17 protein-coding genes, 1 tRNA gene and 1 pseudogene are annotated in these 16,840 nt (G+C 28.2%); 11 read left to right on the top strand and 8 right to left on the bottom strand.

What is annotated here, in order from left to right:
* Positions 1 to 70: 70 nt before the first annotated feature.
* Positions 71 to 979 (bottom strand): hypothetical protein, encoded by a 909-nt coding sequence (locus FMM56_RS02170; RefSeq protein ID WP_150207633.1) that lies wholly within the window; start codon positions 977 to 979, stop codon positions 71 to 73.
* 51 nt (positions 980 to 1,030) lie between these two features.
* Complete coding sequence (gene rpsO / locus FMM56_RS02165) at positions 1,031 to 1,303, bottom strand: 30S ribosomal protein S15 (RefSeq protein WP_150140992.1); 273 nt, start codon at positions 1,301 to 1,303, stop codon at positions 1,031 to 1,033.
* 147 nt (positions 1,304 to 1,450) lie between these two features.
* Here rpsO and FMM56_RS02160 point away from each other — a divergent pair, with 147 nt between their 5' ends.
* From FMM56_RS02160 to FMM56_RS02140, 5 genes are read left to right on the top strand one after another with little or no spacing between them, the layout of a single operon-like run.
* Positions 1,451 to 1,855 (top strand): Rrf2 family transcriptional regulator, encoded by a 405-nt coding sequence (locus tag FMM56_RS02160; RefSeq protein ID WP_150140990.1) that lies wholly within the window; start codon positions 1,451 to 1,453, stop codon positions 1,853 to 1,855.
* Positions 1,842 to 4,013: a flagellar biosynthesis protein FlhA gene (gene flhA / locus FMM56_RS02155; protein WP_150140988.1), complete on the top strand. Its 2,172-nt coding sequence runs from the start codon at positions 1,842 to 1,844 to the stop codon at positions 4,011 to 4,013. The genes FMM56_RS02160 and flhA overlap by 14 nt, the downstream gene beginning before the upstream one ends.
* Positions 4,014 to 4,025: 12 nt before the next feature.
* Positions 4,026 to 5,063, top strand: a complete 1,038-nt coding sequence (locus tag FMM56_RS02150) for a DHH family phosphoesterase (protein WP_150140986.1) — start codon at positions 4,026 to 4,028, stop codon at positions 5,061 to 5,063.
* Positions 5,056 to 5,286: a hypothetical protein gene (locus FMM56_RS02145; protein WP_150140984.1), complete on the top strand. Its 231-nt coding sequence runs from the start codon at positions 5,056 to 5,058 to the stop codon at positions 5,284 to 5,286. Before FMM56_RS02150 ends, FMM56_RS02145 begins: the two co-directional genes overlap by 8 nt.
* Positions 5,283 to 5,918 carry a hypothetical protein gene (locus FMM56_RS02140; RefSeq protein ID WP_150140982.1) on the top strand — a complete coding sequence of 212 codons (636 nt, stop codon included), beginning with the start codon at positions 5,283 to 5,285 and terminating at the stop codon, positions 5,916 to 5,918. The genes FMM56_RS02145 and FMM56_RS02140 overlap by 4 nt, the downstream gene beginning before the upstream one ends.
* Here the strand turns inward: FMM56_RS02140 and FMM56_RS08645 are convergent.
* From FMM56_RS08645 to FMM56_RS02130, 3 genes are all read right to left on the bottom strand, one after another.
* Positions 5,915 to 6,055, bottom strand: a complete 141-nt coding sequence (locus tag FMM56_RS08645) for a hypothetical protein (RefSeq protein ID WP_190317956.1) — start codon at positions 6,053 to 6,055, stop codon at positions 5,915 to 5,917. The two genes, FMM56_RS02140 and FMM56_RS08645, sit on opposite strands and share 4 nt — an antisense overlap.
* 82 nt (positions 6,056 to 6,137) lie before the next feature.
* A complete protein-coding gene (locus FMM56_RS02135) occupies positions 6,138 to 6,773 on the bottom strand; it encodes a disulfide bond formation protein B (protein ID WP_150152135.1) in 636 nt (211 codons plus the stop codon).
* Position 6,774: 1 nt separating this feature from the next.
* The gene (locus tag FMM56_RS02130) at positions 6,775 to 7,401 is read right to left on the bottom strand and encodes a thiol:disulfide interchange protein DsbA/DsbL (RefSeq protein WP_150152138.1); all 627 of its coding nucleotides are present in this window, start codon (positions 7,399 to 7,401) and stop codon (positions 6,775 to 6,777) included.
* Positions 7,402 to 8,002: 601 nt separating this feature from the next.
* Here FMM56_RS02130 and FMM56_RS02125 point away from each other — a divergent pair.
* The 4 genes and pseudogenes from FMM56_RS02125 to FMM56_RS02110 all read left to right on the top strand — a co-directional run.
* Positions 8,003 to 9,064: pseudogene (locus FMM56_RS02125) on the top strand (tyrosine-type recombinase/integrase); the annotation flags it as partial.
* 150 nt (positions 9,065 to 9,214) lie between these two features.
* Positions 9,215 to 9,592: a hypothetical protein gene (locus tag FMM56_RS02120; protein ID WP_150139705.1), complete on the top strand. Its 378-nt coding sequence runs from the start codon at positions 9,215 to 9,217 to the stop codon at positions 9,590 to 9,592.
* Positions 9,593 to 9,595: 3 nt separating this feature from the next.
* A complete protein-coding gene (locus tag FMM56_RS02115) occupies positions 9,596 to 9,970 on the top strand; it encodes a hypothetical protein (RefSeq protein ID WP_150139707.1) in 375 nt (124 codons plus the stop codon).
* Positions 9,971 to 10,031: 61 nt separating this feature from the next.
* Positions 10,032 to 10,106: transfer RNA gene (locus tag FMM56_RS02110), tRNA-Gly, on the top strand.
* A 207-nt stretch (positions 10,107 to 10,313) separates the two neighbouring features.
* Here FMM56_RS02110 and dnaE read toward each other — a convergent pair.
* Positions 10,314 to 13,904, bottom strand: a complete 3,591-nt coding sequence (gene dnaE / locus FMM56_RS02105; protein ID WP_150207628.1) for a DNA polymerase III subunit alpha — start codon at positions 13,902 to 13,904, stop codon at positions 10,314 to 10,316.
* Between the two features lie 66 nt (positions 13,905 to 13,970).
* Complete coding sequence (locus FMM56_RS02100; protein WP_150139711.1) at positions 13,971 to 14,381, bottom strand: hypothetical protein; 411 nt, start codon at positions 14,379 to 14,381, stop codon at positions 13,971 to 13,973.
* A gap of 126 nt (positions 14,382 to 14,507) precedes the next feature.
* On the opposite strand from FMM56_RS02100, the gene FMM56_RS02095 reads away from it, so the two are divergent.
* On the top strand, positions 14,508 to 14,918 hold the full coding sequence (locus FMM56_RS02095; RefSeq protein WP_150207626.1) for a CoA-binding protein: 411 nt from the start codon (positions 14,508 to 14,510) through the stop codon (positions 14,916 to 14,918).
* Complete coding sequence (gene ilvA / locus FMM56_RS02090) at positions 14,905 to 16,113, top strand: threonine ammonia-lyase (protein ID WP_150139715.1); 1,209 nt, start codon at positions 14,905 to 14,907, stop codon at positions 16,111 to 16,113. The genes FMM56_RS02095 and ilvA overlap by 14 nt, the downstream gene beginning before the upstream one ends.
* A 502-nt stretch (positions 16,114 to 16,615) precedes the next feature.
* On the opposite strand, the gene FMM56_RS09135 is transcribed toward ilvA, so the two are convergent.
* Positions 16,616 to 16,738 carry a hypothetical protein gene (locus FMM56_RS09135; protein WP_263312599.1) on the bottom strand — a complete coding sequence of 41 codons (123 nt, stop codon included), beginning with the start codon at positions 16,736 to 16,738 and terminating at the stop codon, positions 16,616 to 16,618.
* Positions 16,739 to 16,840: the final 102 nt, after the last annotated feature.

Genomic DNA, 16,840 nt, shown 5'->3' with positions numbered 1-16,840 from the left:
ATAGTTTTATAAATTTTTGCAATCAAATTTTAAATATTATACAAAAATATTTTAAGTTATTTAAAAAAAATCAACCACCCTTGAACAAATCAATAGTATCTTTAACTATACTTATAGCACCTGCTAGGGTTATAATAAAGGCGATTAAATTTATTCTATTGTCCCTTTTTCTTTGTTTATTATCATCATATTCTTTTTGCTCAATTTCAATAATATCTATAATATCTTCTGCTTGTGCCTTTATCTCTGCGTATTTATTGCCTATTTTATAATACTCTTCTATTATATTCCAAAGTACATGAAGTTGTTGTCTGCTGTGTTTTACTGGATTTGTAAAAAAGTGCTTTAAGCCAAAGATATAAATTTGTTTTCTAATATCACTTGCATTTTTATGTTTTTTGTCAAAATAAAGAGTAGAGGTATTTTGTAAAAACTCATCAATTTTTTCCATATAAGCTATATAAAGGGCATAAAGAATCAAGGTATTTTCAAATTTTTCATTTTGTTCGTTTTTAGAATCTGCATCAATATTTACAAAATTGTTTAAAAATAAAAATCCACTTTCTCCAAAAACTACCTTAATATCAGGGTTATCATAACAATTTTCATCATTAATTGTAAGTGTAAATGAATTTCTTAAATGTTGAGAAATTCTTGCATTTTCTATATTTTTATAGTTTGAAATTTCGCTTTGGTCCATATTTTTACAATCCATTTTCCTACTAAAATAATAAACCTTGCCCTTATTATCACTTCCTTTAAAAAGAGAGGCTTGAATTCTTATATTAAAAAATTCAAAGACATATTCTTTATATATGTTTATATAGCATTTAAAATCATCTTTTAAAAGTCCATGTAAGAAATTAGCCTTTTTATCTTGGTTAAGTTCGTATCCCTTTGGTATATTATTTACAACATTTATAAAAAATTCTTTTTCAGGTATAAAAAATTCGTCTTTTTTTTCCTGTTCTTCATTCATGCTAATCCTTTGTAAGAAAAATTTGGATTAAGCTAAGCCCTAGAATAGGGCTTATTTATCTCTAAGATTTAATTCATTAATAAGTTTGCTATAGCTTGTATAATTCTTTCTTTTAAGATATGCTAAAAGTCTTTTTCTACGACCTACAAGCTTTAAAAGCCCAAGTCTTGATGAAAAATCTTTTTTGTAAATTTTTAAATGTTCAGTAAGTTCTGAAATTCTAGTACTTAATAGTGCTACTTGAACCTCAGTTGAACCTGTATCTCCAGGTTTTCTAGCGAATTTCGCAACAATTTCTGCTTTTTTAGCCGAATCCAAAGCCATTTTAGACCTCCTGATTGGTGAATTTAAAACTGCGATTATAACCCAGAAAAACAAAAAAAAAGCTGAAATTACACAATTTTAAATGATTTTATAAGATTAATTTATTATAATTAGCCATACTTTATTTATTTTTTTAAGGAGTTTTTCGTGCTTTTTACCAAGGCTAGCGAATATGCTTTACTTTCTTTGATTTATATTGCACAAAAAGAAACACCACAAGATGTCGATACAATGGCTATTGAACTTGATATTCCTAAGAGTTTTTTAGCTAAGATTTTGCAAAATTTGGCAAAAAATGGTTTATTAAAATCTTTCAAGGGTGCAAAGGGTGGTTTTATACTCATTAAGGACCCAAAAGAATATACTTTAAAGGAAATTATAAATGTAGCTGAAAAAAAGGAGGTAAATGTGTTTGAATGTAGCAGTGGAATTTGCCCTAATCAAAAAGGTGATTGTGGCTTATTGTCTATGTTAGTGAATTTACAACACAAGATTGATGAATTTTTACTTTCTATTTCTTTAGCAGATATTATAAATAATGGCAAAAAATAAAATAGTTGATTTAGTTTTCCCATTTTTAGGACCTTTAATAGCCCCTATTGTAAAGGCAAAAAGCCTTACTATAGTAGGTTTTTTAGTTTGTATTTTAGCTATTATAATAGTCCCTTTACCTAGTGCCTTACTTGATTTTTTCTTAGCACTTTCTATTTCTTTGTCTGTGTTGATTATTTTAATTTCAATTTATATACCAAAGCCAACCGACCTTACTACCTTTCCAACGCTTATTTTGATTATAACCTTATTTAGATTATCATTAAATATCGCAACTACTCGTATGATTTTGAGCGAAGGTCAGAATGGACCAGAAGCAGTTAGTGAGATTATAGCGGCCTTTGGGAATTTCGTAGTTGGTGGAAGTTATGTTATAGGTATTATCATTTTTTCTATCTTAGTTTTAATAAATTTTATGGTAGTTACAAAGGGTTCAACTCGTGTAAGTGAAGTGCAAGCAAGATTTACGCTTGATGCTATGCCAGGTAAGCAAATGGCGATTGATGCTGATTTAAACGCAGGTTTGATTGATGAAAATACTGCCCGTGCTAGAAGACAAGAAATAATAGCTGAGGCAAATTTTTACGGGGCAATGGATGGTTCTAGTAAATTTATAAAGGGTGATGCAGTTGCTGGGATTATCATAACAATCATAAATTTAATAGGTGGCTTTTTAATAGGATCTTTTCAACACGATATGAGTTTAAGCGATGCAGCAGAGGTCTTTACAAAATTAACCATAGGTGATGGGCTAGTTTCTCAAATTCCTGGACTCGTAACTTCAACTGCTACTGCTATTATAATTACCCGTGCTAGTAAGGATGAGGATAACTTTGCAGAAGGTTCATTAAAACAGCTTTTAAATGAGTATAGAACCCTTTTAATAGTAGGCTTTATTTTATTTATCTTTGCCCTTGTACCTGGACTTCCTCATTATTCTTTAGGCTTTATGGCATTGGTATTTTTAAGCCTTGGCTATCTTACAAAACAAGTTCAAGAAGGAAATATTGACATATCAATTACTAAAAAGGCAAAACCTGCAGCTCAAAAGGGTAGCGAGGCTACTGCAGGACAAACCTTACAAGCCCATAAGAAAAGTGAAGAAGAAATCATAAAAGAAGAAGAACATAAAATCAATGATATCTTAAAGGTTGAAATTTTAGAACTTGAATTAGGTTATGGCTTGATTAAACTAGCAGAAAGCGAACTTACTGAAAGAATTCGTTCTATGCGTAGAAATATAGCCGAAAGCCTTGGTTTTTTAATGCCTAAGATTAGAATTAGAGATAATTTAAATTTAAAGCCAAATGAGTACAACTTTAAATTCAAGGGAAATTCTCTAGCCCTTGTTGAAATTTACCCTGATAAATATTTGGCTATGGATAGTGGTTTTATTACAGAAGAAATTGAAGGCATTGCTACAAAAGAACCTGCTTTTGGTACGGATGCACTTTGGATTGATGCAAATTTAAGAGACGAGGCTACCTTAAATGGTTATATAGTTATAGAACCAGCCAGTGTAATAGCTACTCATATGAGTGAGCTTATAAAGGCCCATGCTTATGAGCTTTTAACTAGACAAGAGGTGCAGAATTTACTTGAAAAGGTTAAGGCTGATTATCCTATCATAGTTGATGGGGCAGTGGGGGCTACTTCTCTTGGAATGATACAAAAGGTGCTCAAAGACTTGTTAAAACATAAAATTCCTATTAAGGATATGCTAACTATCTTAGAATCAGTGCAAGACGTTGCAGAAGTAAGTAAAAGCTTTGATACCATTATAGAACATGTAAGGGCATCGTTAGCAAGGACTATTACAAATATGTATTTAAATGATAAGGGAATTTTAGATATCTTTATGCTTGATTCTGGAATTTCTAGCGTTTTAATGCAAAATATACAATTTAAAGATGGTGTTTATCATTTGCCTTTAAGTGTGGCCCAAACTGGCGTTATTGTTGAAACCTTAAAGCAAGAATATGCTGCAGTTGCAAATGGTCGGATTAAGCCTTTTATTTTATGTGTTGATCCACAACTTAGAAAATTCTTTTCTAATCTTTGTTTTAATTTTAATCTTAATATCGTGGTTATTAGCTTTGCTGAAGTGGCTGAAAATACGAATTTTAACACAGAAGGAATTATTAAGATAGAATTTTAAAAAAGGAAAAAAATGAAAATTTATCACTTATCACATACGGATTTAGATGGTTATTCTTGTCAATATATTACAAATTTTTATTTTAAAAATTTAAGATTTTATAATTCAAATTATGGAAAAGAAATAAATGAAAATTTTAATATCATTTTAGAAGATATTAAAAACGATGAAGAAAAAAAGGCTTTAATCTTAATTACTGATTTAAATTTAACCCTTAATCAATGCGAGGAATTTGATAAAATTTGCAATGAAAAAAATATAAAAATTTTATTGCTTGACCATCATCAAAGTGGGCTTGAATGTATGCAAAAATTTGATTGGTATTTTTTAGATTCTACTCGTTGTGCTACTAAAATTGTATATGATTTTTTTTCTAAAATTTGCGTAGAAAATGAAGAACTTAGCGAATTTGCAAGGGTTGTAAATGCTGTTGATATTTGGCTTAAAGAAGATAAATACTTTGAACTAGGTAAGGTTTTTTTAAATTTAATCGCAAATGCAAAGGAGATTAATCGGGTTATGTTTAAAAACGAAAGCATTAATTATTTTTTCTTTTTACTTAAAAATGCTTGTAAATTTATACATAAAGAAAATGCAAATATAGCACTGGATAATGCCATTTATTTTATAAAAAAAGATTATTTTTCTTCTTTAAATGATGATACTTTAGCAAATTTAATATCTTGCTTTGTGGTTGAAATTCTAAGCAAAGAAAAAGAAAGGTTTAGAATTTATTATGAACGCAAAAAGGGCATTTTAACCTATAATATAGGCAGTACTTCCATAATAGGCAATGATTTTTTAGTTAAAAATCCTGATTATGATTTTTTTGTTGATATAAATTCTAGAAAGGCTGTAAGTTTTAGGGCAAATGGGAATTTTGATGTAAGTTTAATGGCTAAAAAATTAGTAGGAGGAGGAGGGCATAAAAGTGCAAGTGGTGGGCTGTTTGCAGGATTTAAGGATAGCAGTAATTACAATTATATAAGGGCTCAATTTATCGATTTAATCAAGTCAAAAGAAGTAAAAAAGGAAGAAAAAAGTGAGTGAGAATTTAAAAGAGATTATAGATAATTTACAATATGAATTAAGCATCACCCTTGAAGCCTTACTTTTAGTTTTTGGGGTAAAAAGGGATAAATTAGAAGATGCAATTGAAATTTATATAGAAAATATAGATGAAGTGCTTAAAGATTCAAAAAATGAAGGGGTTGATGAAATTTTAGAAATGCTTGAGTATCTTAAAAAAGAACACAAAGAACTTTTTAAGTGAGAATTATCTTTTTTTTGTTTTTTATGATTTTATCTTTAGGGGCAAATGAAATTTATAGTATTTTAAATGATTTTGCCTTTGAAAAGAAAGAAAGTAAAAATTTAAACATTGTTGAAAGTAGGGTGCTTACCCTTAAAAAAGATAATCAAAAATGCCTTGAAATCTTGCTTAATGATAAGGAAGTTAGAATTTTAAATATCTTTGAATATTGTGAGAATTTAAGCAAGAATAGTGCTTTTAAAGCTTATTTAGAAAATGAGTTTTTTGACCTTTATAAAAATGATTATAGCGAATTTATAAACTTGCAAATTAAAAATTTACAAAGGGCCATGCAAGATATTATGCTTTATTATAAACTACACTTAACTTTTACAAATGATTTAAAAACAATGAGTAAGCTTGATAATTTAAAGCTTGAAAATTTAGATAAAAAAGAAGGTGGTAATATTTATTTTTTAGTGGAAAATAGGGCGTGTGTTGAACTTTCTTTTTTAAGGATTAATGAAAAAATGGCAATGTTTGTAAAAGCCTTAAAAAGCAATGAAAAAAATTGTCAAATTTTAACAAATTCTCCAAGTTTTAAGCAATTAAGCCTTATTAAAGATGAAGTAAAAAGCTATATTTTAGACTAATTTTTACTAAATAAGGTTTTTATTTTTGAAAACAAAGCATTAAAAAAAAGTGCTAACTGGCATTTTTCCTTTTTGCCTAGGGTTTGAAAGACGCAAGTATCTAAATCTCTTTTTTCTTGTATACTTAAATTTTTCATAAAATATAACCTTGTTATAAAAAATTGATTAAGTTAGAATTATAGCATATATATCATAATATGTGACATTTTTTTAAGAATTTTAAGAACTTTTTTTAACTTTAAAAATATTTAAAAAATAAAGATAAAAAGATATAATCCATATTATAAGAAATAGCATAAAAAAGATAAGGCAAAACTGGGGCATATTTATAAGATTAAGCTTTGGGATTAAATACCAGCCATTTTCATAAATACCACCATTTCCTATAAAAAATTCTTGCAAAGAGCTTAATATGGTATCTTGGCTTATATATGGTCTATCGTTTCCACATTCTGCTAAGGGCAAAAAAAAGCTTGGGAAATACTCATGTAAGGGTAGATTAAAGATAAATTCAGGTATTTGCTTACAACCACTTAGTGCTGCAAAGGGATTTAGCTCATCCATTGCCTTATAAATTTTTGTTAAATAAAAACTATGTTTTAAGCCTAAAATTAAGCCAGAAAAGCCTAAAATTGCACAAATAAAGCTTATTAAAAAATTTGGCTTAAAAAGCATTATAAAACTAGCAAATATTAAAATTAAAATATCAAAACGAATATAAACGCATTGTTCGCAAGGTCTCATAAAAAGGTATTTTTGGAAGAAAAAATGCGATAATAAAAAAGGAATTAAAAAAAATAAAAAAAGCAAAAACCATATAAGTCTTTGCTTTGAAAATAGAGCATTTTTTAGCATTTTATTCTTTTTTGCTAAGTTCTTCTATTAAATTTTGTAAGGCTTCAAGGGAGATAACTGCTTCTGGCTTGATTTGATACTTACCATTTACCACAAAAGCAGGGGTCCCAAAGGTCCTAGCAACTTCATTTGCGTAAGCATATTCATTTAAAATATTTTTTGCCTTATCACTTTGCAAGGTTTTATTTAGTTCTTCCTTTGAAATTTTCAAGCTTTGCAAACTAAAATTTACAAAAGCATCAATATCATTAAATTCTTGTTTATTAACAAAATAAGCCCTAAAATAAGCATCTGCAAGTTGCTCGCTTAAAGAGTTTTTATCACTAGCATCTGTATTATTTTCCTTATCTTTAAGATAGGCATAGGCAAAAAATTCATTCATTTGACTAGCGATTTTACCATTCATAAGACTTACTGGGTAAATATTAAAGCTTAAATTTGGAAGGGATTTTTTAAGCTTTTGAAGTGTGCCAAAATGATGATGATTGTAGCAGTGCCCACACCTATATGCAAAGATCTCAATAACTGAATTTTTAGCGTTATTAAAGGGCTTTTCTAATACTATATAATCTTCACAAAAACCCAAAACAAAAGCTGAACATAAACAAAGTATAGCCTTTTTAAACATTTCTTTCCTTTAAATTAAATTCAAAAAGCAAATTATAATGAAAAAAACTTAACTTTTTAAAAATTTTGCAAAATTAAGTAAAAAATTTAAAAAATAGGGTGAAATTTATAAGCCTAAATTTTATCAATTTTAGTATTTTTTGATAATTATATAAATATAAAATTTGACTTAATAGTATAAAATTTAATTTTTTATTTATAAAATTTTAAAGTAGCTTGTAAAATAATGCAAATAAATTTACTCATTTTTATATGCTAAATTTTATGGATAAATTTTTTTCACACAAAAGGTAAAGTTACCAAAAACCTATAAATTAAGGCTTAAATTTTTAGTGGGGGAGAAATATATGAAAATAAAAAAAAGTTTGAAAATTATAGTTTTCAATACAAAATTATAAATTTAACTTAGATTTTACCTTTTATCATATTATTATGTGTATAAATTAAGATTAATTTTATATTTATTATAATAGTAATATAATTATAATTTTAAAAATTATATTTTTAAAAAAAAGCTTTTTTTTACTAAATTAATATTAAAATATCAAAATATTTTTTAAAGCCATTCTAGGCTAATTTTTAAAACTTAGGAAAATTTTTTAATGAAATATCCACTTGATTGTGAAGACAATTTTGAAAAATCTCTTTTATTTTGGTTAATGCGTTATGTTAAATTTAAACTTAGTTCTTTATCTAATAAGGAGCTTAAAAACCCAGAAGCACTTGGAGAGGTAAATTTGATGCTAAATCGTGGCGTTAAAAATATAGAAGAACTAGACGCCCTTACAAAAAAGGCTAGAAATGCTGGATTAAACGGCGTTAATACCTATTTTAACCCCTTAAAAAAATTATATGAATATCTTTGTCATTATAGGCTTTATTCTTTAAAGCAAATTGATGAAAATTTGATTATTGAAATCCTTGCAAGTATCACAGGTTCGCTTTCTGATGCAAGTAAGAAAAATTATCGTATAGCCATGATTAATTTTTTTGATTATTTAGATAAAAATAATGAAGAGGATGAAAAGGCACATGTTTTTGATATAAGCCTTAAAAATTGGGCAGGTGTGGCAGGTTATAAAGGCGTTAAATTGCCTGAGTTTATGAGCGAGGATGAACTTAGTAAATTTCTTAATGCCATTGAAACTACCGATTTTAAAAGCAATACTATTAGAAATCGTTTAATACTTAAAATTATCATTTTTACAGGTATTAGAGTAAGCGAGGCCTTGCATATTAGAATGAAAGATATAAACGAAGAAAATGATTTATATACCATTAGAATTCGTGGTAAGGGCAATAAATACCGCGTTGTAATGATTAAAAAAGAATTGATAGAAGAACTTTTAAAAAATGTAAAGATTAACTATGCTAGTCAGGACGCCTTACTTTTTGTTAATAAAAAAGGAACCCCACTAACTCAGGCTTATATCAGCCGTATAGTTGAACAAATTTTATTTCGTGCTGGAATTCGTAAGCAAAAAAATGGTGCACATATGTTAAGGCATACCTTTGCCACTCTACTTTATAAAAAACAAAAAGACCTTGTATTAGTCCAAGAAGCCCTAGGTCATGCAAGTGTTAGCACCTCTAGGATTTATACGCATTTTGATAATGAAAAATTAAAATTAGCAGCAGAGGTCGCACAAGAATTAAACAATAATAAAACAAATGATGATTTTTTTAATATAGATGATGAAAATTTAGATATTGATGAAAATAATTTAAAATTAGATGAAAAAAATGAGCAATAAATTTATTTTTGCTTAAATTTTTTGCTAAAATATTTTTAAAATTTCACAAAAGGAAAGAAAATGAAAAAAGACTACGGCACTTGGCTTTTAGAAAAAGGCGTTAGTAAAGATGAAGAGGTGAATTTTCACCAAGTACCTCTTGATTTAATAGGTATTTCAGGTCCAAATTCATTTGTTTTTATGGTTGAAACAGATGGAAATGAAGAAGAATACGGCATTGCATTTTCTTTTGATGAAAATATTTTAAATGATTTAATTATTCTTGATGAAAGTTGTGAAAATAAGATAAATGAGCTAAAAAATGGTAAAATTCCAAATGTAATTAAACTTGATAAAACCATAACTATACCCCTAATTACTGCTAATATAGGTGAAGAAATTCAAAATGAAGAACAAGTTTTTGTACCCTTAGTAATTAAAAAAATTAGTAAAGCTTAAAAAATGCAAGATTATGGCTTATGGCTTTTAAAAACTGGCAAGGTCGGTAAGGATAGCAAGGGGCAAGATAAGGAAATAAAACTCTTTGATGTTCCTTTAAATAAATTAATTATCATTGATAAAAATCTTTTTTCAGCACAAGGTATGATAAAGGATTACGAGGTTAAATTTGATTTTGATGAGCATATTTTAAAAGAAATTTTAATCTTAGATGATAGTTTAAAATTTGAAGAAATTAATTTTAACAAAACTCCACAAAGCTTTAATTTTGAAAAAGCCTTAATTATCCCTTGTATAACTTGCGTTCTTGGACAAAATTTGGTAGGTGAAAATTTTATACCCCTAGTTGTAAGGAAAATTAGTAAAGATAAGGTTTAATTGCCCTATTTTTAAAAAATCTTGACAAAGGCTTGAAAATTTATTATAATCATATTTTTTTGCGGGAATAGCTCAGGGGTAGAGCATAACCTTGCCAAGGTTGGGGTCGCGAGTTCGAATCTCGTTTCCCGCTCCATTTTAAATATAATTATATTTTAAAATATCAATTTTTTATTTTAAAATATTTTTTAAACTTCAATTAGCATTAAAAATTTAAAGTTTTTAAGGGTAAAATTATCTTGTTTTTTAAAATTTTATTTTTTAAAATAAATTAAAAAATATATAATCCCTTTAAGAGCTATTTAAAAAACTAGTCTCACAAAGCTAAAGAATTTTAATAAAATCAAATCGCCCTATTTTCATACTTTTCAAGTTCTTGCATGGTTTGTTCAGGTATTATAAAATTTGTATGATAAAGCAGACAAGAATCAGTGCTTACAACGCGTAAAATAAGCTTTTTATTGCCCTTTTCATAAGGATTATGTTTTTTTGTGGCAAGTTCATAAATTTGATAAATTATATCTTTATTTAAGGTGCTTAAATCAAGTTTTATAACCTTACTTTCAAACTCTAAAGGCTCACTAGTGAAATTTTCTTTATAAGTTTGCTTTTTCTTTTTAGGTTTTATATTTAAATTCTTTAATTCATCAAGCCTTTTAATATCCTTTATAAAAAAACTAAGCTCCCCTTCTTCGTTTTTATAGCTTAAAATAAAACCATAGGCTAAATTTTTGCTTTCATTATTTTCATAAATTTTTTCAATTAAATATATATTTGATTCAAAAATCATAGCCTCAAAACTAGAATAAAAATCCAAAATTTCAACTCTCCCATATCTTTTAGTATTTTTACTTATTAAGGACTTAAAATTTTCAATTCTTCCTATGCTTAAAAGTTCCCCATAACCACTTAAATTTTCAAATTCAATACTCTTTGTATATTCTATATCTTTAAATTCATCATAAAATTTATCCAAAGGATGACCTGATATATAAATACCTAGAATTTCCTTTTCAAAACCTAGTTTATCCATTAAATCAAATTCATCATCGTTTTTTTTAATATCTACCTTAATGCCACTTGTAAGCTCACTTACGCTAAATAAAGACTGACTAGCCTCCTTTCTAATATTAGCCATTTTTCTAGAACTTTCAGCCATAATATCAAGATTATTAAAAAGGCATTTTCTAGTATAATTAAACTCATCAAAGGCTCCTGCTTTTACTAAGGCTTCTATGGTTCTTTTATTAACTTTAGCTGGATCAATTTTATTTAGAAAATCATCAATATCCTTAAATTCGCCATCTTTTCTAGCTTCTAAGATATTTTCCACAGCCCCTATTCCAACGCTTTTAATAGCCCCAAGCCCGTAAACTATAGCATCTTCTTTATCATTTATAGCAACAGCACTAAATTCCCTTATAGCCTTATTTACACTAGGTGGTAAAAGTTTGATATTCATTTTTTTCATCTCATCTATGTAAATAGCTACCTTATCTACATTATTTTCTTCGCTTGTTAAAAGTGCGGCCATAAATTCACTAGGATAATAAGTCTTTAAAAAAGCCGTTTGAAAGGTAATCATAGCATAGGCTGCTGAGTGAGATTTATTAAAGCCATAACCTGCAAATTTTACTATTAACTCCCATAATTCTTCTGCTTTTTTTCTATCATAGCCTTGATTTTGTGCTCCATTTGCAAATTCATCTTTTAATTTTGCCATTTTTTCAGGGTCTTTTTTACCCATAGCCCTACGAACCACATCAGCCCCACCCAAAGAAAAGCCACCTATGATTTGTACTATTTGCATAACTTGTTCTTGATAAACAATAACCCCATAAGTTGGCTCAAGCACTTCTTTTAAGTTATCAAAAGGATAAACTATTTTTTTATGCCCATGTTTTCTTTCTATAAAATCATCAAGCATACCCGATTCCATAGGTCCTGGTCTATAAAGTGCCAAAACAGCGATAATATCTTCAAATCTTTCAGGTTTTAATCTCGCATTTAAGCTTTGCATACCTCCTGATTCTATTTGAAAAATTCCTAAGGTATTACCACTTTGTATAGTGTTATAAACCTTTGAATCATTTACATCTATACTTTCCCAAATTATTTCTTTATTATATCTTTGCTTAATAAGCCTAATGGCATTGTCGATTAAGGTTAAGGTTTTAAGTCCTAAAAAATCAAATTTGATTAAATCAACACTTTCTAAATAATCCTTAGAATACTGCGTTACTAAGTGATTTTCATCATTTTTTGCCTGTCTAAAAAGAGGGGTTTTATTCCATAAGGGCTCATTTGATATAACCACACCAGCTGCGTGCATTCCCGCGTTTCTATTAAGTCCTTCAAGGGCTTGGGCGTATTCCCAAACCTCTGAACCCTTTGGGTGATTGTTTATAAATTCTCTAATCTTTGGTTCTTTTTCATAGGCTTCTTTTAATGTAATTTTAAGCTCATCAGGTATAAGCTTTGCAAGTGCATCAGCATCGGCTATTGACATATCGCAAACCCTAGCCACATCTCTAATTACTCCCTTTGCTAGTAATTTACCAAAGGTAATAACCTGTGCTACCTTATCACTTCCATATTTTTCAATTACATAATCAATAACCTCCCCTCTTCTATCCTGACAAAAATCCACATCAATATCAGGCATTGACACTCTTTCAGGATTTAAAAAACGTTCAAAAAGCAGGTTATAAGGCAAGGGGTCAATATCTGTTATTTTAAGGCAATACGATACCAAACTTCCAGCAGCTGAGCCCCTACCCGGTCCAACTGGAATTCCTTTGTCCTTTGCAACCTTTATAAAATCATGTACTATTAACATATAGCCTGAAAATTTCATTTCTTTAATGATTTTAATCTCTCTTTGAAGCCTTTGCTTATATTCTTCATGTTTATTTTCATCAACAAATTTTAATCTTTCTTCAAGTCCTTTTTCACATAAAAACTCAAAAATCTTATCATCATTATCAAAGCTAAATTCCTTAAATTCTTCATCTAAACTAATATTAAATTCTTTTGCGTAATTTCTTGTAAATTTAAAATTTGGAGGGGTTGCATCGCCTAGTTTTATTTCTAAATTACATTTTTGAACTATTTCTTGGGTATTTGATATAGCCTCTGGGATATCTAAAAAAATTTCACTCATTTGGGCTGGAGTTTTTACATAAAATTCATGTACGCTATGTCTTAATCTATCAGGGTCATTTAGCTTTTTTCCCATTGCTATACACATGAAAACTTCATGTGCGCTTGCCCTTTCTTTAAAGGTATAATGCGTATCATTTGTAGCTATTAATTTTATATCAAGTTCTTTGGCTAATCTTATAACATCATCATCAATTAATCTTTGATCTTCTATCCCATGCCTCATAATCTCTAAATAAAAATCATCCTTAAAAACACTCTTATACCACAAAGCAATCTCTTTTGCCACCTCGTAGCCTTTCGCACCAAATTTAACATTTCTTTCATTATGTATATTTAAGTGCCAGTTTATCTCACCTTGCAAACAAGCAGAAGAACAAATAAGCCCTTCGCTATGCTTTGCTAGAAGTTTTTTATTAATACGAGGATAATAATAAAGCCCCTTTATATAACTTTGTGAGCTTAAATACATTAAATTCTTATACCCTACTTCGTTTTTTGCATAAAGACAAAGGTGGAAACGTTGGCGAGAGCTTTTATCACTTATATCATCGTTATTATGTAAGTATGCTTCAATGCCAATTATAGGCTTTAAGCCGTATGATTTCATAGTCAAAAAAAAATCAATAGCCCCAAACATATTACCATGGTCTGTCATTGCAACGCTGGTTGCCCCTTGTTCTTTTAAGGTTTGGGCTAGTTCTTTAAGTTTATTTGCCCCGTCTAAAAGCGAGTATTCTGTATGTAAATGAAGGTGTGTAAATTCACTCATTTTTATCCTTAAAGGCTAGTTTTATAAATGCAATTATAGCCTTTAAATTTTTTAATTTTGCTAAAATTATATAAAAATATAGTTCATTAATTTAGCCAAAATAACGATAAAAAAGCATATTATAAAAACAATAGGATGAACAAATTTTCCAAGATGGTTAGGTTTTTTTAATAAAAAATAATAAGTTAAAGAAAAAATAACTAAACAAAATATAATGGCTGCTAAAAGCATTTTTATTAAAAAAAGTAAATTTAAGGGATTAAAATGAAAACTAGCCATAGCCCCACCACTTAAAAATAAAAGCAAAACTATAAAGGGCATAATTTTTACTGCATTATTTTTAAAAAACTCACTTCCTAAATTTGCATTTTTCCTTTTAATAGGACCTAGAATAAATAAATCAACAAATAAATAACCTATAAAAAATATCGCACAAAATAAGTGCAAGATTAAAATATAAGGGTAAAGTTCTAACATAATATCTCCTTTTTTTAAGTGATTTTACAAAAAAATATTTTAAAAAAAATTAGCCTTTGTTAAAAATTGATTAAATTTAAGCAAATTGTATTATAATTTAGCTTTTTATTTACAAAGAAAGAGAATATGCAAGAAAAGATTGATTTTATATTAAATACCATGAAAAATATCGCTATTATAGGACTTAACCCGGATAGTTCTAAGGCTTCTTATATGGTGGGTAAATTCTTACAAGAAAAGGGTTTTAATATCTTTCCTATTTATCCAAAAGAAGATAAAATTTTAAATAAAAAAGTGTATAGAAATTTAAAAGAAATTAATAAAAAAATAGACACTTGCATAATGTTTAGAAAGGGTGAGTTTGCTAGTGAAATTTTCCCACTTATTAAAGAAAAAAATATTAAAAATTTCTGGCTACAACTTGGCATTGTAAATAACGAAGTAGCAAGACTTGCACAAGAATGTAATATAAATTTTATACAAGACAAATGTATAATGCTAGAATTTCAAAAAAGGATAAAAGATGATAGAACTTAACAAAATTTATAGGGCTAAACAACAAATTTCAAATTATATTTCTAAAACGCCCTTTACTTACTCGCCTTTTTTAAGTCAAATGCTAGATACAGAAATTTTTTTAAAAAGTGAGAATTTGCAAATTACAGGGGCTTATAAGATTAGAGGGGCTTATAATAAAATCTTAAATTTAAGCGAAGAAGAAAAACAAAAAGGAGTTATTGCTGCAAGTGCTGGAAATCACGCACAAGGAGTGGCAATCAGTGCTAGAAATTTTGGCATAAAGGCTGTTATTGTAATGCCTGAGTCAACCCCTCTTTTAAAGGTGAGTGCTACAAGGGCTTTGGGAGCTGAGATTATCTTAAAGGGAGATAATTTTGACGAGGCCTTTGCCTTTGCTGTTGATTATGCAAAGAAACATAAATTAAGCTTTGTTCACCCCTTTGAAGATGAAATGGTAATGGCTGGACAAGGTACTATAATGCTTGAAATGTTAAATGATGTGGCTGATTTGGATATGATTATAGTGCCAGTTGGAGGAGGAGGCTTGATAAGTGGCGTAGCAAGTGCTGCAAAGCAAATAAATCCAAATATAAAGGTAATTGCAGTTAGTGCAAAGGGTGCCCCTGCCATGTATGAAAGCTATCGACATAAAAAGGCAAAGAATTCAAAAAGCGTTAGGACCATTGCTGATGGTATAGCTGTTAGGGATGCTAATCCTAAGAATTTAAATATTATACTTGAGTGCGTTGATGAATTTGTGCAAGTTGATGATGAAGAGATTGCCGAGGCTGTTTTGTATTTGCTTGAAAAACACAAGATTATCGCAGAAGGGGCTGGGGCTGTTGGGGTTAGTGCACTTTTACATAAAAAAATAAAGCTTAATAATGCTAAAAAGGTTGGCGTTATAATAAGTGGTGGAAATATTGACGTACAAATGTTAAATATTATCATAGAAAAGGGACTTTTTAAGGCATATCGCAAGATGCAAATAAATGTTACACTAATCGATAAACCCGGCGCACTTTTAAGCTTAACTGATAGTCTTAAAAGTGCTAATGCAAATATAGTAAAAATTGATTATGACCGCTTTTCAACTAAGCTTGATTATGGGGATGCTATGATTTCTATAACGCTTGAAACAAAGGGCAAAGAACATCAAGAAAAGGTGCGTCAAATTCTAAGCCAAAAGGCGTTTAATTTCTATGAAGAGTGAAATTTTTTCATAGAAATTTGTTTGTGAATTTTTTGTAGTGTTATTGTTTTGTTATTTCTTATAAATTTATATTTTTAATTATGATTTTAAAATTTCTTTGATTACTATATATCTACTTCTTCTGGAAAGCTTGTTTCTATGCCAAGAGTTGAATAAAATTTATTTAGCCTCGGTTTTGTTTATAGGGTCATGGGTTAGTCCTTAAATTTTTAATTAATAAAAATTTTTTATTATTCTAACATTTTAAATGGGTATTTTTTCATACTTCTTTCATATAGTATAGATTAAAATAATCAATATTTAAAACTAAACTTTTAGAATCTACCCAAAATATTATATACTTTATAATAAGTACTATCATTTAATCTTAATTCATCATCATAATTTTTTCTTGTTGAACAAGTAAGATTGATATTTTTGTACCAAATTCATATTTTATAAAAGGAAAATAATCTTGCGTTGGCATTTTAGCTGATAAAATCAGTTCTTTTAAACATAATGATTAGTCAGTATCACCTTGTAAATTTTCTAAATCAAGTATATTATATACTTCTTTAATGGTTTTATTATAATAAATTATTTCTTCAAGTCCTGCTATATAAGTAAAATATCTAAATTTAAGCATATCATTAATAACTTCATTGTGATATCCTTTCTTTCTTAATTCATATTATCTAAAAATACGTTATCTATATCATAAAATCTTTGTATATAAGCAATTTTATAT

The organism is Campylobacter sp. LR264d (genome assembly GCF_008633895.1).
Taxonomy (GTDB): domain Bacteria; phylum Campylobacterota; class Campylobacteria; order Campylobacterales; family Campylobacteraceae; genus Campylobacter_D.
The sequence above is the reverse complement of the archived record's forward strand: the minus strand, read 5'-3'. Positions and strand labels throughout refer to the sequence as shown.

What these genes read in the sequence shown, in the direction of transcription:
- FMM56_RS02170 (WP_150207633.1), bottom strand. Translation starts at nt 979, where the DNA reads ATGAATGAAGAACAGGAAAAAAAAGACGAATTTTTTATACCTGAAAAA.
- rpsO (WP_150140992.1), bottom strand. Translation starts at nt 1,303, where the DNA reads ATGGCTTTGGATTCGGCTAAAAAAGCAGAAATTGTTGCGAAATTCGCT.
- flhA (WP_150140988.1), top strand. Translation starts at nt 1,842, where the DNA reads ATGGCAAAAAATAAAATAGTTGATTTAGTTTTCCCATTTTTAGGACCT.
- FMM56_RS02150 (WP_150140986.1), top strand. Translation starts at nt 4,026, where the DNA reads ATGAAAATTTATCACTTATCACATACGGATTTAGATGGTTATTCTTGT.
- FMM56_RS08645 (WP_190317956.1), bottom strand. Translation starts at nt 6,055, where the DNA reads ATGAAAAATTTAAGTATACAAGAAAAAAGAGATTTAGATACTTGCGTC.
- FMM56_RS02135 (WP_150152135.1), bottom strand. Translation starts at nt 6,773, where the DNA reads ATGCTAAAAAATGCTCTATTTTCAAAGCAAAGACTTATATGGTTTTTG.
- FMM56_RS02130 (WP_150152138.1), bottom strand. Translation starts at nt 7,401, where the DNA reads ATGTTTAAAAAGGCTATACTTTGTTTATGTTCAGCTTTTGTTTTGGGT.
- FMM56_RS02120 (WP_150139705.1), top strand. Translation starts at nt 9,215, where the DNA reads ATGAAAAAAGACTACGGCACTTGGCTTTTAGAAAAAGGCGTTAGTAAA.
- FMM56_RS02115 (WP_150139707.1), top strand. Translation starts at nt 9,596, where the DNA reads ATGCAAGATTATGGCTTATGGCTTTTAAAAACTGGCAAGGTCGGTAAG.
- dnaE (WP_150207628.1), bottom strand. Translation starts at nt 13,904, where the DNA reads ATGAGTGAATTTACACACCTTCATTTACATACAGAATACTCGCTTTTA.
- FMM56_RS02100 (WP_150139711.1), bottom strand. Translation starts at nt 14,381, where the DNA reads ATGTTAGAACTTTACCCTTATATTTTAATCTTGCACTTATTTTGTGCG.
- FMM56_RS02095 (WP_150207626.1), top strand. Translation starts at nt 14,508, where the DNA reads ATGCAAGAAAAGATTGATTTTATATTAAATACCATGAAAAATATCGCT.
- ilvA (WP_150139715.1), top strand. Translation starts at nt 14,905, where the DNA reads ATGATAGAACTTAACAAAATTTATAGGGCTAAACAACAAATTTCAAAT.
- FMM56_RS09135 (WP_263312599.1), bottom strand. Translation starts at nt 16,738, where the DNA reads ATGCTTAAATTTAGATATTTTACTTATATAGCAGGACTTGAAGAAATA.